Source organism: bacterium (assembly GCA_037128595.1).
Lineage (GTDB): Bacteria > Verrucomicrobiota > Kiritimatiellia > CAIKKV01 > CAITUY01 > JAABPW01.
This window is the reverse complement of sequence record JBAXWB010000022.1, coordinates 1-21820: the sequence shown is the minus strand read 5'-3', so window position 1 is coordinate 21820 and position 21820 is coordinate 1. Positions and strand designations below refer to the sequence as shown.

Below are 21820 nucleotides of genomic sequence, written 5' to 3'. Positions count from 1 at the left end.
ATGGTGTTTACGTTCAAAAACCGAGTTAGGGTCAATATGAAGATCATCAAGTATTGTGTTTTAGGTGCTACATGGCTCGCGTTGTTTGGGGCTGTTAGTCCGGCGGATGCCGCTTATCAGATGCCGGTTACGTTTACTGGCTATACAAACCGCACGGAAGCACTCACCAACTTTCCCGTGTTGGTGGTGCTGAGCAATAATGTCGGGAATAGCGGGTTCAACTTTAGCGCCATGCCATTCCTCTCTACTAATGGCTGGGATCTGCGGTTCAAGGAAAATCTCGCCGACACAGGCTCGTTGAATTACGAGATTGAATCATTCACCGCGGGGAGTGTCGCGTATGTATGGGTCCAGGTTCCTGTTATTCCGACCAATGGGACGGGTTCTCTCTGGGTGACCTGGGGCAACTCATCCAATTCCAGTCAATTGGCCTGCACGACGAATGGTGCGGTGTGGGGGAGCCGTTATGCCGCCGTGTGGCATTTGCCGGATAGCGCGACCTTGACGGCCAATGATGCCACAACCAATAACAATAAGTGTACTCCTTATGGCGGAGTTTCGGCCACGGTCGGGGTGGTGGCCGGGGGTGCATCGTTTAACGGATCCAGTGGGTACATGCGGACCGATGCCAATATCTTGCTCTCATCGGTTCAGAAACTGACGGTTTCGCTTTGGCTGAAACAGACGGTTTATGATGGCAATTGGGGTGTGTTGGCCGAATTATCGCCTAACTGCAACTCTTTTCCAGATGGGTCTTTTTGGATTATTCCTTCAGGCGGATCCGACTTTGAAATTAACCCCTATGGCCCTGGGCCAACGTATAACCAGACCGGATTTACCCAGCCATCGGCTGCAGCATGGCATTATTATACCTTTGTATTGGATCGCGCTTCCACCACGCCGCAGGTCAGGGCAATTTACGTGGATGGAGTTTCGCAATTGTTGACGACCATAAACAGCACTCTCGCGGCAGGCACATATTTCAAGGATGAAATCCTCTATTTTATGAGTCGTGGCGGATCATCCCTCTTTAATGGGGGGCAACTCGATGAGATCCGATTCCAGAAGGAAGTTGTTTCCTCCAACTGGGTCTGGGCCTGTTACCAGACCATGGCATCGAATGGTTCGTTTAATGCCTATGGAGCTGCAGAAGACACTAATCTGACCGCCCCCGGGATATCGATGCAACCTGCCGATCAATATGTTCCGGTTGGCCAAGCGGCGACATTTTCCGCCATGGCCTCGGGTGCCCGGCCATTAAGCTATCAATGGCGGGTCAATGGGGTAGGTCGATCCGGCGCAACCAATGCCAGTTACACCACGCCAGCTGTGTCTGCGGGGGATGCGGGTACTGGTTTTGATGTCATGGTAGCCAATTCATTGGGTTCCGTGACCAGTTCGGTGGCAACCTTGTACTTGAATCAATTGCCTTCGGTAAGCCTGACTAATCCGGTGGCGGGTACCGCATTCCGGACAACCGATGAAATCACGCTGATGGCAACGGCGGAGGATCCGGATGGTAGTGTGACTAATGTGGCCTTTTATGCCGGAGCGACCAAGCTGGCGGATGACACGGTAGCCCCGTTTACCTATACATGGGCTGGCATGGGCGCTGGCAGTTATGCGCTCACGGCGATTGCCACGGATAACCACGGGAAGACGGCGACGTCCGGTATGGCGACGGTGACGGTAAGGGTGGTCAGTTCCTATACGGGGTTCAATTCGGCACGCAGCGGAACAGCGGAGGTGATTCCCCTGGAGGCGACGGTAGTGGAGGTTCCCCCGCAGATCAGCATCAAAACCTATGTTGGGGGTGTTTTCGATATCTATCGCAAAGACTATACCAATACCAGTTGGGGGACCGCCTTGGCGACCAATGTGGCCCTGACGGCGGGCGCGGTTTGGGTCGATAGCACCGTGGTTACCGAAGTGCTGTATGAGTACAAGTGGGTCAATACCACGGGCAGCACCTACAACACCATCAAACCCACCGGCTATATCCTGAGCGGCATCCGGGTTGATCAGACCCAACCCAAAGGCCGGCTGGCCCTGGTAGTGGCTACGGATGTGCCCGTGGCACTACCGGCGGAGTATGCGCAATTCAAGAATGACCTTCGTGCTGACGGTTGGATGGTCCACGAAATCCCTGTGGCCCGTGCCGCCGGATATAATGTAACCGGGTCGAACTTCCTTTCCACATTATCCATCGCGCCGGGGGCCACGTCGTACTATAACGGTGACGCTGTCACGATAACGAATGCCTCTGGCTCCATGGTGCCGGGCACCGTTGTCGCCGATGCCAGTCATGTTCTGACGGGGTTGACATTGGGCTATGGGGGTAGTGGCTTTACAGTGGGGGAATCCTTAGCGATCCTTACTCCGGTGCGACTTGAGATTGTTTCCGGAGGTGCAGGTTATGCCCAATGGAGCTCAGTTTCCATTGTTACCAGCGCGGGCAATAGCGGTAACTGGGTTTCGGCTGTGGATAGCAATGGAGTCGTGACGTCGATCAACGTAACCGTATGGGCTGGAATCAATATCAACAGCAGGTTGCTGAGGACTTATGCCAACGGTGAAGTGGTGACCAATATCACCACTACCGGGGGCGGAACCGGTTTGACTCTGCGTGTGGTCTACGGCAGTGGTACGCCGGTTACAGTGGCGAGTGTGGGCACAGGAACACCCCCGGACAATCTTGCCATTCGCAGTCAGATCCAAGCCCTTTATAACGCTTATCCCGGTGAACTCAAGAACGTGATCCTTTTAGGCAAAGTGCCGGTAACGCGGAGCGGACTCTATGATATTTATGGTGCGGATGGGCACGGCAATGAGTGTGCCTATGGAACGGATGCCTTTTATGCCGATATGGACGGGACTTGGTCTGATACGAATAATAACTACACGACCCAAACGGGGGGCGACCAGCTAAACGGACCTCGCGATGGGAAATTCGATCAACGGAAGATTTTTGAGACCGGGCCCGGAGGCACGAACGGCGCCGTGGAACTGGGGTTTGGCCGGATCGATTTGACTGCGGGAATTGTCAATGATGTCGAGGCACTTCGAAACTACTTCAACAAGTTACACCGGTACAAGGTTGCCAGTGCCGATTTCCGGCCTGGTCGCTATGTGTGTGATCGGATGTTTTATCCGAATGTGAGTGAGACGGCGTGCATGTCGATGCCCGCCGTAGTGGGGATGACAAATATCGAGGCAATCACGTCGGCATCGCTCCCCGTTTCCGATGGGGATGCGGACCAACTCTACAGTGCCATCAATGGACCTTATCTTTTCTACTTCAAGGGAAGTGGTGCGCCGGGGTACGGTGAGGGGGGGAAAGCCGTTTTCTGGACAGGTATGCAGAGTGGTTGGGGGTATTGGTACGAAGCTGTTTGGCTTTCTTCAGGCGGGAACGCCATGCAACTGCGGTTGAGTGAAGAGAGCTACACACTCAGTTTTACCTGGTCCATATGGGGATTGCGCTACATCTATCACCGCATGGCGATGGGGTTTGATGCCGGCGACATGATGCGGCAAAGCATCAATAACAATGGCTGGTCGACCAGTGGCACCTATTCCTACAAGTATGACAATGTAAGTAACGGTGACTTCCATGGATCCCTTTACATGGACCACATGGGGGATCCCACCCTGCGGCTCTATATGTTTTCCCCGCCCTCGAAACTGGCTGTGGTGAAGAGCACGGATCACCCTGCGTTAGCGTGGACCGCCTCTCCCGAAACGGGGGTGGCAGGGTATCATGTGTACCGGAGTCCGGGCGGAACCGGTACCTACCAGCGCTTGACCTCCACTCCGCTGGCTGCGCTTGCTTATGATGATTCGTCGGTGACCTCCGGACAGTACACCTACATGGTTCGTGCCGTTCGTCTGGAAACCACGGGGGCGGGAACCTTCTATAATCCGAGTCTGGGGATTGAACAGGCGATTGATTTGTCAGGCGCCCCGGCGGTCGTATCCATTGTAACCACCTCACTGGTTGCGGCCGCCTGGAAAACGTCCTATAGCCAGCCGTTGGTGGCCCAGGGTGGTTATCCCTGGTTTGGGTGGACGGTGGTAGCCGGAGCCTTGCCCACCGGAATGGTTTTGACGACGGAGGGGGTGATTTCCGGTGCTCCCGCAGTGGCCGGAGAGTTCGCGTTTACAGTGCGTGCCACCGACCGTGTGGGCACTTTTGCTGAGCAAGCCTTGAATCTTGAGGTTGGCTTCAATGACGCGAACGTCCTTTATCCTGAAGCCACTACTTACACAGCCAGTTCTGTGCCAACCTTAAACTTCGGTGTATCCGAAACGACCGTGATCCTTGGGAATCAAGGAGCCTATGGCGCCTTGGTGGAAACGTATCACCGTTACAATTTGTCCGGGCTTAATGTGCATAATGGGTTCGTCAAGGCGACGCTTCAGTTGTATGTGACGTCTGAGACCTTGCCGGGTACCCACTCCCTGGTCGAGAGCCATCTGGTGGACGACACGTTGGACGGGTGGGGCGAGACGACGATGGTCTATACCAATCGGCCAACACTCTATAATCCAACAACATCCACACTCTGGGCGGCGAGTGAACCGGTTGCCGGCTCGGTGCTGGAGTTGGATGTAACGCCGTATGTGGCGGAAACCCTGGCAAATGATCCTGCAAAACTGATGAGCTTGCACGTGTTTACCAAGACGCCGCGCGGGGTCTCATTCGGTTCCCGGCGCAGCTATGGTTTGGCCAAGCCGCGTCTTGTTTTGGAAACATCGGATGCGCCCTCCATCTCCATTACATCACCCACCGTAAATCCGGCTTGCCTGTACACCGGATCCGGTCTTGGAATCAGTGCGACGGTGTCAGCAATTCCCGCCCGTAAGGGGTCAGTTTCCGTCTTATGGACGAAGGTGTTTGGACCGGGTGCCGTGGCCTTCTCAAGTACGACAACCCCGTCGACGGAGGTCTCCTTTTCCACTGCAGGGGATTATGTCCTTCGTCTTTCGGCGGATGATGGGGCCTTGCAGTCCTTCAAGGAGATCATGGTTCGTGTACTCACCACCGCGATAACGGGCGCCAATGCCAATGATGGTCTAGTCCTGAGATTGCCGTTCGACGCCACTACCGGAACCCTTGCGGCAGATGCCTCCGGGGTGACGCCTCCGAATTCCGGGGTTCTGACCAATAATGGAGCGACCTTGCCGGCCTGGAGCCCGGCGGGTGGGCGACTCGGAGGCGCTCTGGCGTTTAGTGGATCCGGTCAGCAGGTGGTGGTGCCGGACTCTTCGACTAATCTGATGGACGGCCTGTCGCAAATGTCGATTTCACTATGGCTATATGCCCAGGGCAATTTTAATATCTGGCCCACGGTTTTTGTGAAGCTTGCCCCCAACTTGGTTGACGCTTCATACATTTTAGCGATTAACGGGTTAGGACAGATGCGCATCGGGCTTGGGGGGCAGGTCGTGGAAGGCGCACATCTTCTCTCCACGCAGCAGTGGTATCATGTGGCCATTGTCTTTGATGGCTCCCAGGCGACTAATAACTTGAAAGTTTACCTCAATGGAAGTCCGGAGGCGTTTGCAACCGTGTTGGATAGTGGACTGCCGCGACTGTCCGTACCGCGCTATCCCAATGCACCCCTTTATATCGGTTCAGGGGCGGGTGATCCGGGAGGGTGGAACGGGAAGCTGGATGAATTCCGGATCTATAACAAGGCGCTTACCCAGGCCGAGGTATTGGATTTATATGCAGCGGTCCCCGCGAATATGGGGCCGGTGGTCTCAGTGACAGGGGCCACGGCAGGAACAGTGGGTGTTCCTTTCGCCTTGAGCGGAGTGGTGACGGATGATGGACAACCGGGGCCGCTGGCCTTGAGTTGGAGCAGGGTGAGTGGGAGTGGAGATGCGACTTTTGGTGATGCTGCGTCATCCTCGACCACGGCGACCATTTCATCCCCGGGTCTGGCGGTCCTGCGTTTGACGGCCAATGATGGCTCCATTACCAGTTGGGCCGATCTGATGGCTACTTTATATGATCCGATTCGCCTCAGGCCCGCTGTCGGAGGGGGGGAGGGTATGTTCCGCATGACCTATGAAAAGAATTTGAGTCAAACGGGTACCCCGTTCACCGTGGAGGCTTCGACTAACCTGGTATCGTGGTTTCCTGAGGACGCTTCGGAAGTCGTTCTCTCAACCAGTAACATGGTACAAACCATTGAAATCCGGGTGAATGTGACCAATGAGCCAATAAAGTTTTTCAGGATGCTTTACACATACCCGTGAATGGGTGGTGAACATGATGAAATATAACAGCCTTTCCGAACTCAACCTGCAGATACCTCCTCGCGAATTTTCCTCGGCCCCATTCTGGGTTTGGAATGATTTAGTGACGCCCGAGCAGTTAGAACAGAGTCTTGCGGCATTGATTGAACAGGGGATCCGGCAGGTGATTGTTCATCCACGGCCCGGTTTGATGACGCCCTATTTGTCGGAGGAGTGGTTCGCGCTTTGGCGGCACACCTTGGAGTTGGCTCGTGAAAACGATCTACTCCTGTGGATCTATGATGAAAACTCCTATCCCTCAGGGTTTGCCGGAGGGCATGTAGCCGAAATCATGCCGGAATCACGGGCACTGGGGATCACGCTTGAAGCCAAACATCAGGTCGATGTTAAAGATCCGTCACTGCTGGCCATTTATCGTAAATCCTTGCAAGGCTACGAGAAGATAGCGCCGGTCCCGGGATCCGGCTTGTTGCCGGAGGGTGAGTATTGGGTGGCATCCCTCGAAAAGGCCGGGATTTCGCCTTGGTATGGCGGTCGGTTCCATACCGACCTGATCCGGCCCGGCGTGACTGAAAAATTCCTGGAGGTGACGCTGGAGCCCTATCGTCAGCGGTTCGGAGGTGATTTTGGAAGGATCATCCAGGGGGTATTTACGGATGAACCCCATCTTAAGCCCTGCGGGGATATCCATTGGACACCGGATCTTCCGGAACAATTCAAACTACGCTGGGGTGAGGACTTTTATGCGGGGTTGCCTTATCTAAAGGAGTCCTCCCCCAAAGGCTTGGCATTCCGGCATCACTACTTCCAACTCCTGAATGAACTTTTTGTGGATCGTTGGGCCAAGCCCTATTACCGCTATTGCGAGTCGTTTGGCTTGGAACTGACTGGTCATTACTGGGAGCATGGTTGGCCTCATTCCACGACGGTGCCGGATAATATGGCTATGGCGGCCTGGCAGCAGCGACCGGGCATCGACATCTTGTTTAATGGCTATGAAGAGGGGCCGCAGGCCCAATTTGGCAACACGCGGGCTGTGATGGAATTGGCCAGCGTTGCCAACCAGACCGGGCGCCACCGCACCTTGTGTGAAACCTATGGCGGTAGCGGCGGGGAGATGACCTTTGAGGATTATAAACGCATTGGGGACTGGGTTGCCGTCCTAGGGGTGAATACCATTAACGAGCATCTGTCCAGTATCTCCCTGAGAGGGGCCCGGAAGCGCGACTATCCCCCCACATTCTCCTACCACTCGCCCTGGATGGAGTGTTATGGCGAACTCGTGGACTATTTTGCCCGGGTTTCCCACGCCTTGTCCCAGGGGCGTCAGCTTAACCCCTGTCTGGTGCTTGAACCCACCTCCTCAGCCTGGCTCCATCATTTTGAGGAGTCAGCGCGTTTAAAAGAGATCGGGGATAATTTCCAGGCATTCGTGGTGAAATTAGCCCGAAGCCAGCTGGAGTTTGACCTGGGCAGCGAACATATCATCCAGGAACGTGGTGCGGTGGTTCAGACCGCTCAAGGACAAGTCCGGTTCCAAGTGGGTGAGTGTGCCTATGAGGTGGTGGTGATCCCCGCTGAAATGGAGAATTTGAACCGGGCAACGTGCGACCTTCTTTTGGACTATCTGGAGCAGGGTGGGGTTGTGCTGTCATGTGCCGGAGAGGACATGCCTGCCTATATTGATGGCCAGAGTTCGGCGGAGTGTCATCGGTTGCGTCGTTCCAAAGGCTGGTATTCCGTCAGTTCCGGGGACTTGGCCGGAAAAGTGACGGAGCTGTGCAAGCCCGCTGCGGGAGTTCTCCTGGATCCTGCCAATCAGGGGATTGTGTATCACCACCGCCGTCAGTTGAGCGATGGCGATATTATTTTCATCACGAATACGAGTAACGATGTGGAAGCCTCCGGCCAGGTCATTTCACGGGCCAAGGGTATGCGGGAGGTTTGTCTGGATACCGGTGCGGTCTGTCCCCGTGGATTTTCGGGAGGGCCGGAGGGGTGCGTGGTGACGGCATTTGTGTTGCCGCCCTGTGGAAGTCTCATGCTGTATCTTGATGCTGAGCCTGCCGGTCCCGCTTCCGGAGGTGCACCCGATGGGGTGGCGGTTGGGAATGCGAAGGGCCAACACCTGGAATTGCCGCTAACCAATTTCTCCGTTCGGCGTTTGGACGATAATAACCTGATTCTGGATTATGTGGATGTTGAGGCGGGCGGCGATACCCGGACCTCGGTGTACTGGAGAAAAGCCGCGGAGTTTATATTCCAGCAGAACGGGCTCGCGGGGAATCCGTGGGACCACGCCGTGCAGTTCCGGGATGAGTTGCTTAAAACGGCCTTTCCCGAGAAAAGTGGCTTTCAGGCGACCACTCATTTTTCAATTGAGGGGGCCGTCCCGGCCCGGCTACTCGCGGTGGTGGAACGGCCGGACCTCTACAGGATTTCCTGTAATGGTGCTGAATGCACGGCCGAGCTAAACGGGTGGTGGCTGGATCGTGCCTTCGGGATACTGGACATCGCCCCGGTGGCGCGAGTAGGGCGAAATAGCCTGTCCATTATGGCCTCCTCCATGACGGTATTCCATGAGTTTGAGGCCGCTCATATCATTGGCGATTTCTCGCTCAGGGCCATTGAAAAAGGGTTTATCATTGGGCCGGCAAAGCCGCTCGGGCTGGGCGACTGGAAGCAGCAGGGCTTGCCATTATATGGACATCGAGTGGCCTATTCCGCCACCTGTACGGTGCCTCCACCGGCTGGGCGACGGGTTGTGGTGTCGCTTCCTGCCTGGCAGGGTGTTGTGGCAAAGGTATTGGTCAACGGTAAAAAGGCGGGTGTCATTTATCACCACCCCATGCAGTGTGAAATCACAGAGGCCGTGGTGACGGGAGCGAACACGGTGGAAGTCATCGTGTACGGCTCCCTGCGTAATCCGCTAGGCCCGCATTTAGGGGTAAAAGAGCTGGCCATTACGGATCCATGGTCGTGGGGACGGGGACCGCAAGATGAGCAGCCAGCGGGAAATGATTATTATGCCGTTGGATATGGTCTTGATCGCCCGTTCACGGTTACCTTTGTTTGATCTGAACAAAGACGGCTCATGGGATGGTTCGCCCCATGATACGACGGCTATCTCGTCATTCAACTCGACAATTCACACTTCGGCAAAAAGGAGAGCGCGATCATGAATCGTGACTGCATGAAGAAGTTGGGGTATTCGTAAAACCATGAATATGAGGTGCAAACTGATCCATGCGTAAAATATGGTGGGCCAAATAGATCTTGGGCCGGACGTGGATGATCCGCGGCATTAAGACACGGGAATCACGGATTGAGGGGTGCATCCGAAATGCTGACGGAATTTCTTGCTGAAATAAAGCGGGTCATGAATGCCAACGGCCTCCGCCGCCTGCTTGACCAGTAGGGTTCCGGAAGTCAGCAGTTCCTTAGATTTCTGCATTCTCAATGAGCTGATATGCTGTAGCAGCGGCGTGCCGGTGTTTTGTTTGAAAAGCGCATTCAGATGTTTGGGCGAATAGTGGAATACGCCCGCCAGCCCGCCTAGGGTGAGCTCTTCCCAGTAGTGGCCTTCGATATAGGTTTTCAAATGATCGATGACATGCTCATGAAACACATCTGTGTTAGTGGAGATGAGATGAGTGTTGTTAATGAAAAAGCAGAGCGCCTCCATCAGGAGATAATGGAATTCAGCCTGAGATACGGCTGAGGTCGCCAGGCAGGGCTCGATGGATTTCTCCCATAATGTCCTGATCATCGGGGGATTCAAGGCGAGTCGTTTGTTGGATGAGGAATATCCCTTGCCCGGGTGATAAGCGGTCAGATGAAAGATCATGGACTGCTCGAAAATGGTGCACCATAAAAGCTGATAGGCCTTGCGCGGACTGGAGTAGTGCTCGGTATGCCAGGCGCCAGGGATGAAGATCTTGACCCGATTGTCGTCGTATGCATTCCAGTTGCCGTTGACATGGATGACAGGTTCCCCTTTTTGCCGGAAAATCAGCTCCATGATGTTATGCATCTGGGGAGGGTAAAACGGGCGATTGTATCCCCCTTCATTAGGTGGTGATGGCATAGAGCCGGAAGTCCTGCCGCAATAGTCCAAGCCATGGCGCGACAAGGTTACCAGTAAATCAGATATCATCTCGACATTCATAATCCGCCTTTCATCCATGTAGAATAGGTAGATTCTACATATGAAGCAATGTGATTAATCAATATCGTCCATGGTAGATTCTCTGAAGTCCAAGCAGACACCCAACAGTTAAAGGAGACGGTTTATGGCAAATACAGTGAAACCTTATGTCAAGTACTCGACCGATGAATTAATGGAAGTGGTTGATGTGTTTAACGTCAGCCAGAAAGGCCTGGCGGATATCCGAGCCGTCCTGGAGCGGGAGGAAAAGGTGCCCGATGCAGGCAATTTCTTCCGGTACTATAATCCCCGCAGCAAAGTGGATCTATTTGAAAAGCAGGTGGCGGCCAAGATTGGCTCAAAGCATGTGCTGGCCGTCAATTCCGGCACCAGTGCCTTGGTGGCGTCACTCGTGGCTGCGGGCGTCAGGCCAGGTGATGAAGTGATCATTCCCGCCTATACTTTCTTTGCATCGGCCTCCGCCGTTGTAGTGGCCAAGGCCATTCCGGTGATTGTGGAGATCGACGAGACACTCACGCTGGACCCCGTGGCGGTGGAGAAAGCGATTACCTCGCGGACCAGGGCGATTCTACCCGTTCATATGTTGGGTCTACCCTCCAAGATGGATGAATTGAGGGCAATTGCGAAAAAATACGAGGTTGTGCTTATCGAAGATACCGCGCAGGCGTTCGGCGGAAAATACAAGGGACAGTACCTTGGCACGATTGGCGATATTGGTTGTATCAGCCTGGATGCTTACAAGGTCATTGGGACCGGCGAAGGCGGGTTAGTGCTCACCAATGACGAATGGATGTATACAAAGGCCCAGAGTTATCATGATGCGGCGGCCTGCTGGCGTCCGGACCGTTTCGCACGGGAGCGCAAGCCCGGCGAACTGTTCTGTGGTGAGAATTACAGGATGCCGGAGATGTGCGCCGCCGTGGGAATTGCGCAATTGAAGAAGCTGGATTGGATTTGTGACCATACCCGGGCCGCGTGGAAACAACTTCGAACGGAAGTCAAGTTGCCTTCCTGTGCTAAGTGGATCAAGGCGAATGATGAGGACGGTGTTTGTGGTTACAGCCTGGGGATCATGTTTGAGAACAATGATCAGGCCACAAAGGCCATTACGGGAAAAATCGGGCTGGGCGGATTGGCGGCAGGCGATACCAAGGGTGTTCGTGATTGGCATGTCTACTGGAACTGGGAGCATATACTGGAGCAGAAGACGGCCACACCGGAGGGCTGTCCGTTCAAGTGTCCGCATGTCGGTAAGCTGCCCGACTACCGGGTCGATATGTGCCCGAACACTCGCGACATCATGCGCCGGTTGGCGACACTGGCGATTATGCCGGATATGACTCCGGAATCCACCGCGGTGCGGGCGACCCAATTGACCGCCGATCTCAAGAAGTTGTTCTAATCTCAGAGGAGTCTACCATGATCAAAGTTGATGCGTTGGTTGATTTGTTTTTCACGGACCTGATTCTTGGGCAACGGGTGGAGAAAATTGCAGCGTGCGGATACCGCTATATCGAAACTTGGGGTGGCGGGGATGCCTCCGCCCTTAAGGAAATGGGTGATGCCGGACAGCAATGCGGCGTGGAACTCGTCAGTATTGTGATGAATTTCGCAACTCAGGATGATGTAGCGCCGATCCGCAAAGAGAATCTGCAACGGTTTGTCGATCAGATGGATCGCTATTCGGATAATGCGCTGGCAGCCGGTTGCCGGCAGGGTATTGTGACCACTGGCCAGTGGGCAGGCGGGCGGAATTACCATGAGCAACGGGCCTCTCTGGTACAGGCCGTGCGGGAGGCTGGCCGCAAAGTGGCGGACAAGGGCTTCAGGCTGAATGTGGAGGTTTTGAACACGGAGGTGGATCATCCTGGCTATTTCCTGGGTTGCCCGAAAGAGGGCGTTGCCATCGTCAAGGAGATCGGGTTGGATAATGTCCGGATGCTTTATGATATCTACCACATGGGTATCATGACGGGGAACCTGACCGTGTTTATTCGAGAGAATATCGAGTGGATCGGCCATTTCCATTCGGCAGGAATTCCCGGGCGGCATGAACTGTCCGACGGGGAGACCAACTATCCGTTCCTGCTCAACCAGATCGAAAAGGCTGGATATCAGGGGTATTTCGGGCTGGAGTACTTTCCATTACTACCCTGTCCTCAAACTTTAGTGAAAACATCAGAATATCTCTCGAAAAAGAGTCAGTAGTATGCAGGGAACATTCAGCTTTTCATTCGGACCATGGAACATTCACGAAGGTGCGGATCCGTTCGGTCCCACGGTTCGCGGCAGCATGGCATTCGTGAGCCCATAAGATTATTGCCATCGATGCTGGCCATGTCTGCCAGAACCTCTACCTGGCCCGTACGGTGCTGGGGGCAAGGCTCCAGTATTTCTTGAAGGCTTTCGAGAAATGGAAAGGGTCGTAGAACCCCAGGTGTTCGGCAGTGTCCTGCACGGAAAGGCCGTTCTGGAGCATGAGTTTGGCCTCTTCCATTCTGCGCCTGAGAATGTACTGACGGGGTGACTGGCCGAACTCGGATTGGAAATGATGGGAGATGAATGTTGTTGATTTGCCAATCGCTTGTCCCAATGTGCTCAATCCAAGTTTTGCAGCCAGGTTCTTCTCGATGAACTCCTCGAGGGTTTCCGCCCAGGGTTTGTTTCTGTAACGGATCATTTCCCTGCCGATGATGTATTCACTTACATACTTGAGCAGATAACCGATATCCATGACCTGTTCGCGGCTGCGCTCCGGCAGACGGAGGAAGAGGGTACGTGCCCGGCCCCGAAGCGCGGCAGGGGGGGGCTTCCCGGCATCCCGTAACTGTCCAAATACGATGGCTCCAAGATAGATGTTACGGTTGTCGTAGAGGGGGACAATGCCCTCCAACAGGCCGCTGTGGCAATGGTAAATATGCACATCCCGTATATCCTTCGCGGATTGAAGGTGCAGATGATCGCATTGCCGGCATTTTTGAAGGAACTCATGGTTTTTTCTGCGTTCGGAACAGTAGGGTGACATGGGTTTTGCTTTGAAGCGTCCCAATTCATATTCCTGCATGTCGAAAAAGGTGATCCGTACATCCATCAGGCGGTAGAGTAGACCCATAATGCGATCCAACTCTTCAGTCGACAAGGTATAGCGTGTCATAGTCATGTAATTAGTAAGGCCCGATTTTACATGAATCGTGATCCGTGTCCATTCTGGAAAAGGAGGAACCGGTTCATAGTGTGAGTATGAACACTGGAAACAGTTTGGACATCCTATCCGGTTGTCAGAGACTTGGAACGGCGGAGATTGTTAACAGGGCAAGGGCGAATGGCCTGGTAATTCCGGCTTTCAACATTCCCTATCTGCCGATGATGCGGCAGGTCGTACGCGCCCTGCGCGATACGAACAGTTTTGGTATGATCGCCGTTGCGCGGCTGGAGTGGATCAAGTTCGAGTCGCAGAGCATGAGCGCGGTACGGGCGGAGTACGAGCATGTGCGGGATGAACGGCATACCCGGCTCCATCTGGATCACATACCCGTCATTGATGAGGATAATGTGACGGTAGATGCCGAGGCGGACATCGCAGAAGCCATCCGGCTGGGCTATGAATCCGTGATGATTGACGGATCCAGGCTAACCTTTGCCGATAATGTGAAGCGTACCCGTAACGCCGTGGAGTTGGCTCGAGAGGCGGGTATCGCCTGCGAGGCGGAGTTGGGTGCCATCATGGGGCATGAAGCCGGTCCGTTGCCGCCTTATGAGGAACTTTATGTGTCGGGCAAAGGTTTTACGGATCCCGATGAGGCCGTCCGTTTTGTCAATGAAACCGGTGTCGACTGGCTTTCCGTAGCGATTGGAAATATCCATGGTGCGATTAGTAAGGTGAAGAAAGATGAGCGCAAAGTAGAGGCGCGGCTGAATATCGCCCAACTTGACCGCATCCACCAGGCCGTCGGCATTCCGCTCGTCCTGCACGGAGGAACCGGTATCCGCAAGGAGTATATCAAGGAAGCCATCCGGCATGGCATCGCCAAGATCAATGTGGCTGCCGCACTCCGCCAGGCATGGGAGCAGGGGATCAAAAGTTCACGGACCACTGCGGAGGAAGCGGTATATGCGGCAACGGTGAAGGTGATACACGAGGATTTCGAGATTGGAAATTCGGCAGACATTCTATTGAAAGGGATTGGATTATGAAAATCAAGAAACTGGTCTTTGCTCTCTATTTTGGAAACCGGGGGTTCTTCCCCGAATCATTGCTCCATAGTGCCAGGGAGGAACTGAAGGTTGTGGTTGAAAAGGCCGGCCACGACACCTTAATGATGCCGGAAGGTGCTACTCGTTTCGGGGCGGTTGAGACAACCGATGAGGGGTTGAAGTACGCCGAGTTTCTCGATGCAAACCGGGGGAAATACGATGGCGTGATCCTTTGCCTACCCAATTTCGGGGATGAAACCGGGGCCATAGCCGCATTACGTGATTGTGGGGTGCCTATCCTGATACAGGCCTATCCGGATGAACTTTCCAAGATGGGTGTCAAGTCCAGGCGTGATGCCTTTTGCGGAAAATTATCGGTCATGGATGTTTTTCGCCAGTATGCATTGCCTTTTACGAACTTCGAGCCGCACACGGTGCACCCGAAGAGCCGGGAATTTGCGCGGCAACTGGTTGATTTCGCCGGAGTCTGCCGCGTGGTTAATTCCCTGAAGCGCATGACCGTGGGTGCCATCGGGGCACGTACCACGGCCTTTAAGACAGTCCGTTTTGATGAGCTAACCTTACAGCGCTATGGGATCACCACAGAGACGTTGGACCTCTCCGAACTCATCTCGCGTGTCCGGAAACTCGGCACCTCAGGTGAGGCGTTTCGGGCCAAAGCACACACACTTAAGAACTATACGAACTGGAAAGGTGTCCCCGCGGAGGCTTTCCAGACCCTCGCTAAACTCGGCGTCGTGTTGGACGAGGTGATAGGGGAGTATTCCATGGATGCGGTGGCGCTCCGGTGTTGGATCGAATTGGAGAAGGAACTGCATGTATCGCCGTGTGTGCTCTTGAGCGAACTCAATGACCGGGGTATTCCCGCGGCCTGTGAGCTGGATGTCGGGAATGCGATTCCCATGTTTGCGCTCTCCCTGGCATCCGGTCAGGCCGCGACCTGTCTGGATTGGAACAATAACTATGGCAAGGATCCTGACAAGTGCATCCTGTTCCATTGCGGTCCCGTGCCACAGTCCCTGATGACGGCCAAAGGGCAGGTGATTGATCACCCGATGTTCGCCAAGGCCTTGGGCGGGGGATGTGGATACGGCTGTAATGTGGGCCGTATTGCTGCAGCCCCGATGACATTCTCCAGTTCAAAGACCGAAAACGGAAAGTTGATGTTCTATCTGGGCGAGGGGGAATTCACGCGCGACAAGATTCCTGCGGACTTCTTTGGGTGCGCGGGAGTGGCAAAAATACAAGGGTTGCAGAAGAAACTTCGCGGTATTGGTGCCGAAGGGTATCGCCATCATGTGGCGGTAACGACCGGGCATGTGGAAGTCCCGGTGCATGAAGCCTTCCGGAACTATTTGAAATATGATCTCGTTGATCTTTAAGAGGTTATGAGTCTTCTCGGAATCGATGTTGGCACAACTGGCTGTAAGGCCGCGGTGTTTTCTGTGGATGGCCAGCTTATGGCTCAGGCCTATAGGGAATATTCCTCCAGCTATCCTTTTCCGGGGTGGGTCGAGTTGGATAGCACATCGGTATGGCTGAAGATCAAGGCGGTTATCAGCGAGGTGGTGATGGCTACCGCTGGGGATCCTGTCGCCGCCTTGTGCATCAGTTCCATGGGCGAAGCCGCTACGCCGGTTTCGGCGGATCGTCAGATTCTTGGCCCCTGCATTCTGTCCAGCGATAGTCGAGGACAGGAGACCATTGACCGACTGGTCGACAAATTCGGCAAGGCAGGGTTCTATGATCTCAACCCCAACATCCTGATAGGCCCGAACTACACCCTTCCCAAGCTCCTCTGGTTGAAGGAACATGAGCCGGATCTTTATGACAAGGCGGACAAATTCCTGCTGTGGGACGGGTTGGTGGGCTTTCTGCTGGGGTGTGAGCCGTTTGTCAGTTACTCCCTAGCCAACCGTACACTGCTTTTCGACATCCGGAAAGAAGAGTGGTCGGAGCCATTGCTCCAGTTCGCAGGGATTTCCCCGGACAAGCTACCCTGCTGTTTGCCGAGTGGAGCAATAGCGGGTACGGTCAGTGATATCATGGCGGGTGAACTGGGATTACCGCGTGGGGTCAAGGTTGTGGTGGGGGGGCATGACCAATGCTGTAATGCCCTTGGAGCCGGGGTATTCAAATCGGGTCGGGCGGTGGATGGGATCGGGACTTATGAGTGCCTTACCCCGGTCTATGGGCATATTCCGCCGACCGGCGATATGTTGCGGTATTCGTTGAATGCAGAGCATCATGTGGTCGAAGGCTTGTATGCATCATTTATTTATAACCAATCAGGCTCACTAGTGCGTTGGTTTCGTGATACCTTTGCTAGTGCCGATCGGGACTTGCCGGACGTCTATGACCGGCTTGCAGCCGAGATGCCTGCGGAGCCGACCGATCTTCTTGTGTTGCCGCTTTTCGAGATGACAGGGCCACCAGGTTTCTTGCCGGGGGGGGCCGGTTCGATACACGGGCTTAAGCTAAGCACCCGGCGGGGTGAGATCTACAAGGCGGTCTTGGAGGGAGCCACTTTCTATTTCATGGAAAGCATGGAGGCCTTGCGAGACATGGGTGTCGACACCTCCGAATTTGTCGCCACCGGCGGAGGTGCACAGTCGGACGCCTGGCTCCAGATCAAGGCTGATATTTTTAATGTGCCCTTCATTCGTCCCAAGGTCACTGAAGCTGGGCTATTAGGGGCGGCGATGATAGCCGGTGTGGCACTCGGGGTGTTGGGGACTCTTTCGGAGGCGGTAGAGCGTTTTGTGATACCTGACCGGGCATTTGAGCCCAACGTACGGAGGTATGCGATCTACGCTCAGCGGCGGGAGAAATACCGCCAGCTTCTTGCGGGCTCGTGATTACTCTATTTTCAATTCAGACTTCGGGCCCCAAAGTTCGCCTAGAAATGAATCAGAATGTCTTAACTATCAGAACAATTCCATGTAATCCATTAGTAAGATATGGGCGATTTAAGGAGTAGTGATGTCGCAACGAGTTAGAATTACAGCCGCTGAAAATTAGATCGTCGACAGGGTGAAGTTGGTGGATTGCCAGCCTAGGCAGGGCATGCTGGCCAATATCAAGAGTCGGACCTTGAGCCTTGGCCGTGTCCCTGCCAATGTTCTGAATGATCTGGCACGCATGGGGTACGGTTCCCACTTGCCGGGCTGGGATTTGATGGAGACCGCCGGGTTAGGAAGTTGATGTGCCGCCGCCAGTTTGTCGCGCCCGGGGGCCTCTGAAGGGGTTTTGCCCCTGGAAGAGACGCTTGGCCTGGTGAAACGATTTGGCGAGAGAAAGCCTCCAGTGTCAGTGTAAGGAAATCGGATGAAGCGTATGCATACTTTTGTTGGTTTCGGGTTTGGCGCGATTCAAGCGGGTCTGTTTGTTTATGAAGCCTGGCGGTCCGGGAATTTCAACCGGCTTGTTGTGGCGGAGGTTGTTCCGTCCGTGGTGGAGTCCGTGCGTCGGAACAAGGGCTACTATATGCTCAATGTGGCGACTCCGGCGGGGATCGAGACACATGAGATAGGCCCCGTTGAAATCCTCAATCCACTTGATGAACGGGATCGGAAATCCCTGATCGAGGCGGTTGCCCTTGCGGACGAAATTGCCACCGCGTTGCCGAGTGTCGCGTTTTATGGGACGGGAAAGCCCGGCGATGTGCTGGACATCCTGTCTGTCGGCCTGCGCGCAAAAACATCTGATGAGAGTTTGCCTGCGGCGGTGGTGTACACGGCGGAGAACAATAATCATGCCGCCGAAATCCTGATTGAGGCCTTGGCGTCTCTCTTGGCGGGTGGACTAGCCTCAGCCCGAACCCAGGTGCTCAATACGGTGATCGGGAAAATGAGCGGAGTGGTGACGGAGGCCGAGCAAATCGCGGCGCAAGGACTTGTCCCCGTCGTCCCGGAAATGGCAAGGGCGTTCCTGGCTGAAGAATTCAATCGGATCCTGATCACCCGGATCGAATTGTCCGGGTTCCGGCGTGGCATTGAAGTATTTGAGGAAAAGGCCGATTTGTTACCCTTCGAGGAAGCGAAGTTGTATGGGCACAACGCTACGCATGCCCTGATCGGATACCTGCTACGCGAGAGCGGCGGGGTGTTTATGTCGGAAGCCGCCGGGAATCCAGCGCTGATGCAATTGGCGCGGGATGCCTTTCTGCTCGAATCCGGGGAAGCGCTCTGTCGCAAGTATCACGAGTTGGACCCGCTGTTTACGCCGGATGGATTCAATGCCTATGTGGATGATTTATTGGTCAGGATGACGAATCCGTTCCTGAAAGATGCTGTGGAGCGGGTCACCCGGGATACCATGCGCAAACTGGGATGGGATGACAGGCTGATTGGTGCCATGAGGCTGGCGCTTGGGCAAGGGATACAGCCCGAACGGTATGCGCGGGGTGCCCGGGCTGCTCTTCGCCATCTCGCAATGGGGGATGGTACGGATATTGATGCGATTCTCCGGGACTTGTGGTCTGGTAAAGGATCAGTGGACGAGCAACATGCAATCCAGGCATTGATCAGAGGGTAGTTCGCAAGCAAAGGTGCAAATGAGAATGGCCAAGTCTGAGAATTCGATGCATATCCATGTAACCCACTGCCGTGGTCGGAAAGGCTGGGAATTGGATAATGGTGTTTTGAAACTGGTCCTGCTCCAGGGCGGGGGACACTTTGCCTCAATCACGCTAAAGGATCTCCCCGGGCGTAATCCCTTTTGGGTCCCAACATGGAAAGGAATTGAACCCTGGCAGTATAAGGCAGGCGATGCCAAGCGTTTTGAAAGTAAACTGCTGGCCTCGATTTGTGGACATAATCTTTGCTTGGGCTGGTTCGGTGATCCCTCTCCGGCGGAAGCGCGACTCGGTTTGGGCGGACACGGAGAGGCCCCGGTTGTCCGCTGGAGACTTGTGCGGAAGGCAGTGACAAAGAAATCAGTGACTCTGGTATGCGAATGCGACTTGCCAGCAGCCATGATGCGGCTTAAACGAACCATCCGAATGGTTCGTGGAAGTTATTATGTCAACGTGCGTGAAGAGATTGTAAATCTGGCGCACCGTGATCTACCCTTTACAATGTGTGAGCATGTTACATTTGGTCCGCCTTTCCTGGAGAAGGGAGTAACGCTGTTCGATATGTCAGCCACGAAGGGCCATACCTACCCGGGCATGTTTGGCAAACCACAGCGCTTGAAGTCCGACACGTCCTTCTGCTGGCCCAGGGGGCCCGGAGTGTATGGGAAACCAGTGGATCTGCGAATGATCGGACGGGACTACAGGCATTCGTCGGATTACAGCGCCCAGTTAATGGATCCATCGAGCGGCACGGCGTGGTTCAGTGCGGTGAATCCTAAGCTTGGATTACTGGTTGCCTATGTTTGGAACCGGTCAGATTTTCCCTGGGTGGGAAACTGGGAAGAGAACTTTGCGAGGAAGGATTCCCCCTGGCGGGGCAGAACACTGACACGAGGAATGGAATTCGCGAACACGCCTTTTCCTGAAGGACTCCAGCGGGCTGTCGATAGAACTGAATTTCATGGCATCTCGACATTTCGATGGATACCCGCTCGGGGGCGACTTGTCATGTCTTATGGGATTGTAATGAAACCTGTTGATGCGGCGTGCGAAGGGGTTGAAGCGATTCTGCGAAAAGGGGATGGTCTTGAGTTCCGCTTCAAGACGACGAATGAAAGCTGTTCATAAGTTATAGACTAGGACCACTGCGTTGAGAAAGAATAGCCATGATGAGTAAACCGCCTTGTTTTTCTGTGAAACCACTGGATGCGGTGGCCTTGGACTCATGGCGTTGGGTCGATGCAGTATTTGCCAACGCATCGGCGGTGGAGTCGCAACAGGCGTGGCTGGCCGAACCGGAGGCTGAGTTCCGCCCGATGCGGCATCAGCCGCCGATTTAGCCCGTATATTGGCGGCGTAAGGGGGGACATGAGCAATGGTCAGAATACTGGTTCTAGATGATGAGGACATTATTCGCATGGTTGTATCGAGTTGGCTGAAAGGAGCGGGCTATTTAGTTGAGACCGCCTCTAATGGTCAACAAGCCGTAGATATTTATAAGCAAGCGCTGAATGCTGGCGACCCATTTGATCTACTGATTTTGGATCTTACTATCCCGGGAGGTGTGGGCGGGGCAGTAGTACTCAAGGAGATTATGGCGATAGATCCAGATGCCAGGGCGATTATTTCCAGCGGATACTTCGAAGATCATATGATGTCAAAGCCAGCCTTTAAATCCTTTAGAGGGATGCTCGCCAAACCCTACACCGAGAGCCAGCTCTATGAAGTATTGGGGCAGGTCTTAAAGTGATGAACCTTCACTCTGGGGATTGATAATTAGGTTTATTGCATTCCCCCGTGAATATGCAAAAATCCCGAGACGGGCGAGACGATCAAGATCAAGGCCAAGCGCGTGGTGAAGTTCCGCGTCGCCAAGGCCTGCAAGGATGCGATCCTGTACCAGAGCCGGGCAGCGGCATCATCGACCCTGAGCAGGGAGCGGTAGTGGGTCCAGCTCAATTCGTGACGCAGTGCGTCACAATTCGGAAAAGCCTGATAAAATAACCGCATGTAGCGGAGATTAGATGCATCGAATCCTTTGCCAAACTCCGCAGTTAGGGTTTCCGCCAGATCAGAGAGCAGGCTTTTGCCGTACTGGTTTTTCAACAGGATGCTAATAATTTTTAAAATTGGGGAGATAGGCGCCTGTGGCCTTCAGTCTCGCCTGTAACTCCTGGATGTCGATCCCGCGGGTATCTGTTTTTGATTGGACGGTCATGGCCGCCGCAATTCCGGCCGCTTGGCCCGTGATATAGCAACCCGGCATGACGCGCAGGGACGCTTGCATGTTCCTGTCCGTGCTGACGCATCGGCCCGCAACCAATACGTTTTTCAAACCTATTGCGGTCAGAATACGATATGGGATTCCGTAGCTTTCGCCTTTGCCGAGGCGGAGTGTGGTAAATTCCTTGTGAAATTTCTCGTAGCTTTCCAGGTCGGGCTTTGCGACATGAATGTCAATGGGATAGGAGTAACCGCATTCGCAGCCATTTGCGTCTGGAGCAGGAGATGATAGGTTTTTGATTTGTCAGCGCGGCACTAGCCCGAGTTCGCCAGTTGGGCCTATTCTGAAAGAATATTTGCCCGTTTCAATC

14 protein-coding genes and 2 pseudogenes are annotated in these 21820 nt (G+C 54.3%); 12 read left to right on the top strand and 4 right to left on the bottom strand.

Features of this window, described 5'->3' with window-relative positions:
• Nucleotides 1–36: 36 nt before the first annotated feature.
• Nucleotides 37–6267 carry a DUF2341 domain-containing protein gene (locus WCS52_13545; GenBank protein ID MEI6168204.1) on the top strand — a complete coding sequence of 2077 codons (6231 nt, stop codon included), beginning with the start codon at nucleotides 37–39 and terminating at the stop codon, nucleotides 6265–6267.
• Between the two features lie 13 nt (nucleotides 6268–6280).
• On the top strand, nucleotides 6281–9343 hold the full coding sequence (locus WCS52_13540) for a glycosyl hydrolase (protein ID MEI6168203.1): 3063 nt from the start codon (nucleotides 6281–6283) through the stop codon (nucleotides 9341–9343).
• A gap of 228 nt (nucleotides 9344–9571) precedes the next feature.
• On the opposite strand, the gene WCS52_13535 is transcribed toward WCS52_13540, so the two are convergent.
• A complete protein-coding gene (locus WCS52_13535) occupies nucleotides 9572–10354 on the bottom strand; it encodes a helix-turn-helix transcriptional regulator (GenBank protein ID MEI6168202.1) in 783 nt (260 codons plus the stop codon).
• Nucleotides 10355–10559: 205 nt separating this feature from the next.
• Between WCS52_13535 and WCS52_13530 the strand changes: the two genes are divergently transcribed.
• Nucleotides 10560–11837: a DegT/DnrJ/EryC1/StrS family aminotransferase gene (locus WCS52_13530; protein ID MEI6168201.1), complete on the top strand. Its 1278-nt coding sequence runs from the start codon at nucleotides 10560–10562 to the stop codon at nucleotides 11835–11837.
• 17 nt (nucleotides 11838–11854) lie between these two features.
• On the top strand, nucleotides 11855–12643 hold the full coding sequence (locus WCS52_13525) for a TIM barrel protein (GenBank protein ID MEI6168200.1): 789 nt from the start codon (nucleotides 11855–11857) through the stop codon (nucleotides 12641–12643).
• 145 nt (nucleotides 12644–12788) lie between these two features.
• On the opposite strand, the gene WCS52_13520 is transcribed toward WCS52_13525, so the two are convergent.
• Nucleotides 12789–13589: a helix-turn-helix domain-containing protein gene (locus WCS52_13520; protein MEI6168199.1), complete on the bottom strand. Its 801-nt coding sequence runs from the start codon at nucleotides 13587–13589 to the stop codon at nucleotides 12789–12791.
• 86 nt (nucleotides 13590–13675) lie between these two features.
• Between WCS52_13520 and WCS52_13515 the strand changes: the two genes are divergently transcribed.
• From WCS52_13515 to WCS52_13480, 8 genes and pseudogenes are all read left to right on the top strand, one after another.
• A complete protein-coding gene (locus WCS52_13515; protein MEI6168198.1) occupies nucleotides 13676–14629 on the top strand; it encodes a class II fructose-bisphosphate aldolase in 954 nt (317 codons plus the stop codon).
• Entirely contained in the window at nucleotides 14626–16032 is a 1407-nt protein-coding gene (locus WCS52_13510) for a hypothetical protein (GenBank protein ID MEI6168197.1), read from the top strand. The genes WCS52_13515 and WCS52_13510 overlap by 4 nt, the downstream gene beginning before the upstream one ends.
• 6 nt (nucleotides 16033–16038) lie before the next feature.
• A complete protein-coding gene (locus WCS52_13505) occupies nucleotides 16039–17508 on the top strand; it encodes an FGGY-family carbohydrate kinase (protein ID MEI6168196.1) in 1470 nt (489 codons plus the stop codon).
• Between the two features lie 478 nt (nucleotides 17509–17986).
• Nucleotides 17987–19186 (top strand): hypothetical protein, encoded by a 1200-nt coding sequence (locus WCS52_13500; protein MEI6168195.1) that lies wholly within the window; start codon nucleotides 17987–17989, stop codon nucleotides 19184–19186.
• Nucleotides 19187–19211: 25 nt separating this feature from the next.
• On the top strand, nucleotides 19212–20354 hold the full coding sequence (locus WCS52_13495) for a hypothetical protein (protein ID MEI6168194.1): 1143 nt from the start codon (nucleotides 19212–19214) through the stop codon (nucleotides 20352–20354).
• A 38-nt stretch (nucleotides 20355–20392) separates the two neighbouring features.
• Complete coding sequence (locus tag WCS52_13490; GenBank protein ID MEI6168193.1) at nucleotides 20393–20566, top strand: hypothetical protein; 174 nt, start codon at nucleotides 20393–20395, stop codon at nucleotides 20564–20566.
• A 35-nt stretch (nucleotides 20567–20601) separates the two neighbouring features.
• On the top strand, nucleotides 20602–20976 hold the full coding sequence (locus WCS52_13485) for a response regulator (protein MEI6168192.1): 375 nt from the start codon (nucleotides 20602–20604) through the stop codon (nucleotides 20974–20976).
• Nucleotides 20977–21027: 51 nt separating this feature from the next.
• Nucleotides 21028–21171: pseudogene (locus WCS52_13480) on the top strand (HU family DNA-binding protein).
• Here WCS52_13480 and WCS52_13475 read toward each other — a convergent pair.
• Both WCS52_13475 and WCS52_13470 read right to left on the bottom strand, forming a co-directional pair.
• Nucleotides 21168–21332: pseudogene (locus WCS52_13475) on the bottom strand (DUF1016 N-terminal domain-containing protein). The pseudogenes WCS52_13480 and WCS52_13475 overlap by 4 nt on opposite strands.
• Nucleotides 21333–21339: 7 nt before the next feature.
• The gene (locus WCS52_13470) at nucleotides 21340–21687 is read right to left on the bottom strand and encodes an FAD-dependent oxidoreductase (protein MEI6168191.1); all 348 of its coding nucleotides are present in this window, start codon (nucleotides 21685–21687) and stop codon (nucleotides 21340–21342) included.
• Between the last annotated feature and the right edge of the window lie 133 nt (nucleotides 21688–21820).

Excerpts from the sequence above, each read along its gene's own strand:
- WCS52_13490 (MEI6168193.1), top strand. The coding sequence starts at position 20,393 with ATGATGAGTAAACCGCCTTGTTTTTCTGTGAAACCACTGGATGCGGTG.
- WCS52_13515 (MEI6168198.1), top strand. The coding sequence starts at position 13,676 with ATGAACACTGGAAACAGTTTGGACATCCTATCCGGTTGTCAGAGACTT.
- WCS52_13520 (MEI6168199.1), bottom strand. The coding sequence starts at position 13,589 with ATGACACGCTATACCTTGTCGACTGAAGAGTTGGATCGCATTATGGGT.
- WCS52_13485 (MEI6168192.1), top strand. The coding sequence starts at position 20,602 with ATGGTCAGAATACTGGTTCTAGATGATGAGGACATTATTCGCATGGTT.
- WCS52_13525 (MEI6168200.1), top strand. The coding sequence starts at position 11,855 with ATGATCAAAGTTGATGCGTTGGTTGATTTGTTTTTCACGGACCTGATT.
- WCS52_13505 (MEI6168196.1), top strand. The coding sequence starts at position 16,039 with ATGAGTCTTCTCGGAATCGATGTTGGCACAACTGGCTGTAAGGCCGCG.
- WCS52_13545 (MEI6168204.1), top strand. The coding sequence starts at position 37 with ATGAAGATCATCAAGTATTGTGTTTTAGGTGCTACATGGCTCGCGTTG.
- WCS52_13540 (MEI6168203.1), top strand. The coding sequence starts at position 6,281 with ATGATGAAATATAACAGCCTTTCCGAACTCAACCTGCAGATACCTCCT.
- WCS52_13500 (MEI6168195.1), top strand. The coding sequence starts at position 17,987 with ATGCATACTTTTGTTGGTTTCGGGTTTGGCGCGATTCAAGCGGGTCTG.
- WCS52_13510 (MEI6168197.1), top strand. The coding sequence starts at position 14,626 with ATGAAAATCAAGAAACTGGTCTTTGCTCTCTATTTTGGAAACCGGGGG.
- WCS52_13535 (MEI6168202.1), bottom strand. The coding sequence starts at position 10,354 with ATGCCATCACCACCTAATGAAGGGGGATACAATCGCCCGTTTTACCCT.
- WCS52_13530 (MEI6168201.1), top strand. The coding sequence starts at position 10,560 with ATGGCAAATACAGTGAAACCTTATGTCAAGTACTCGACCGATGAATTA.
- WCS52_13495 (MEI6168194.1), top strand. The coding sequence starts at position 19,212 with ATGGCCAAGTCTGAGAATTCGATGCATATCCATGTAACCCACTGCCGT.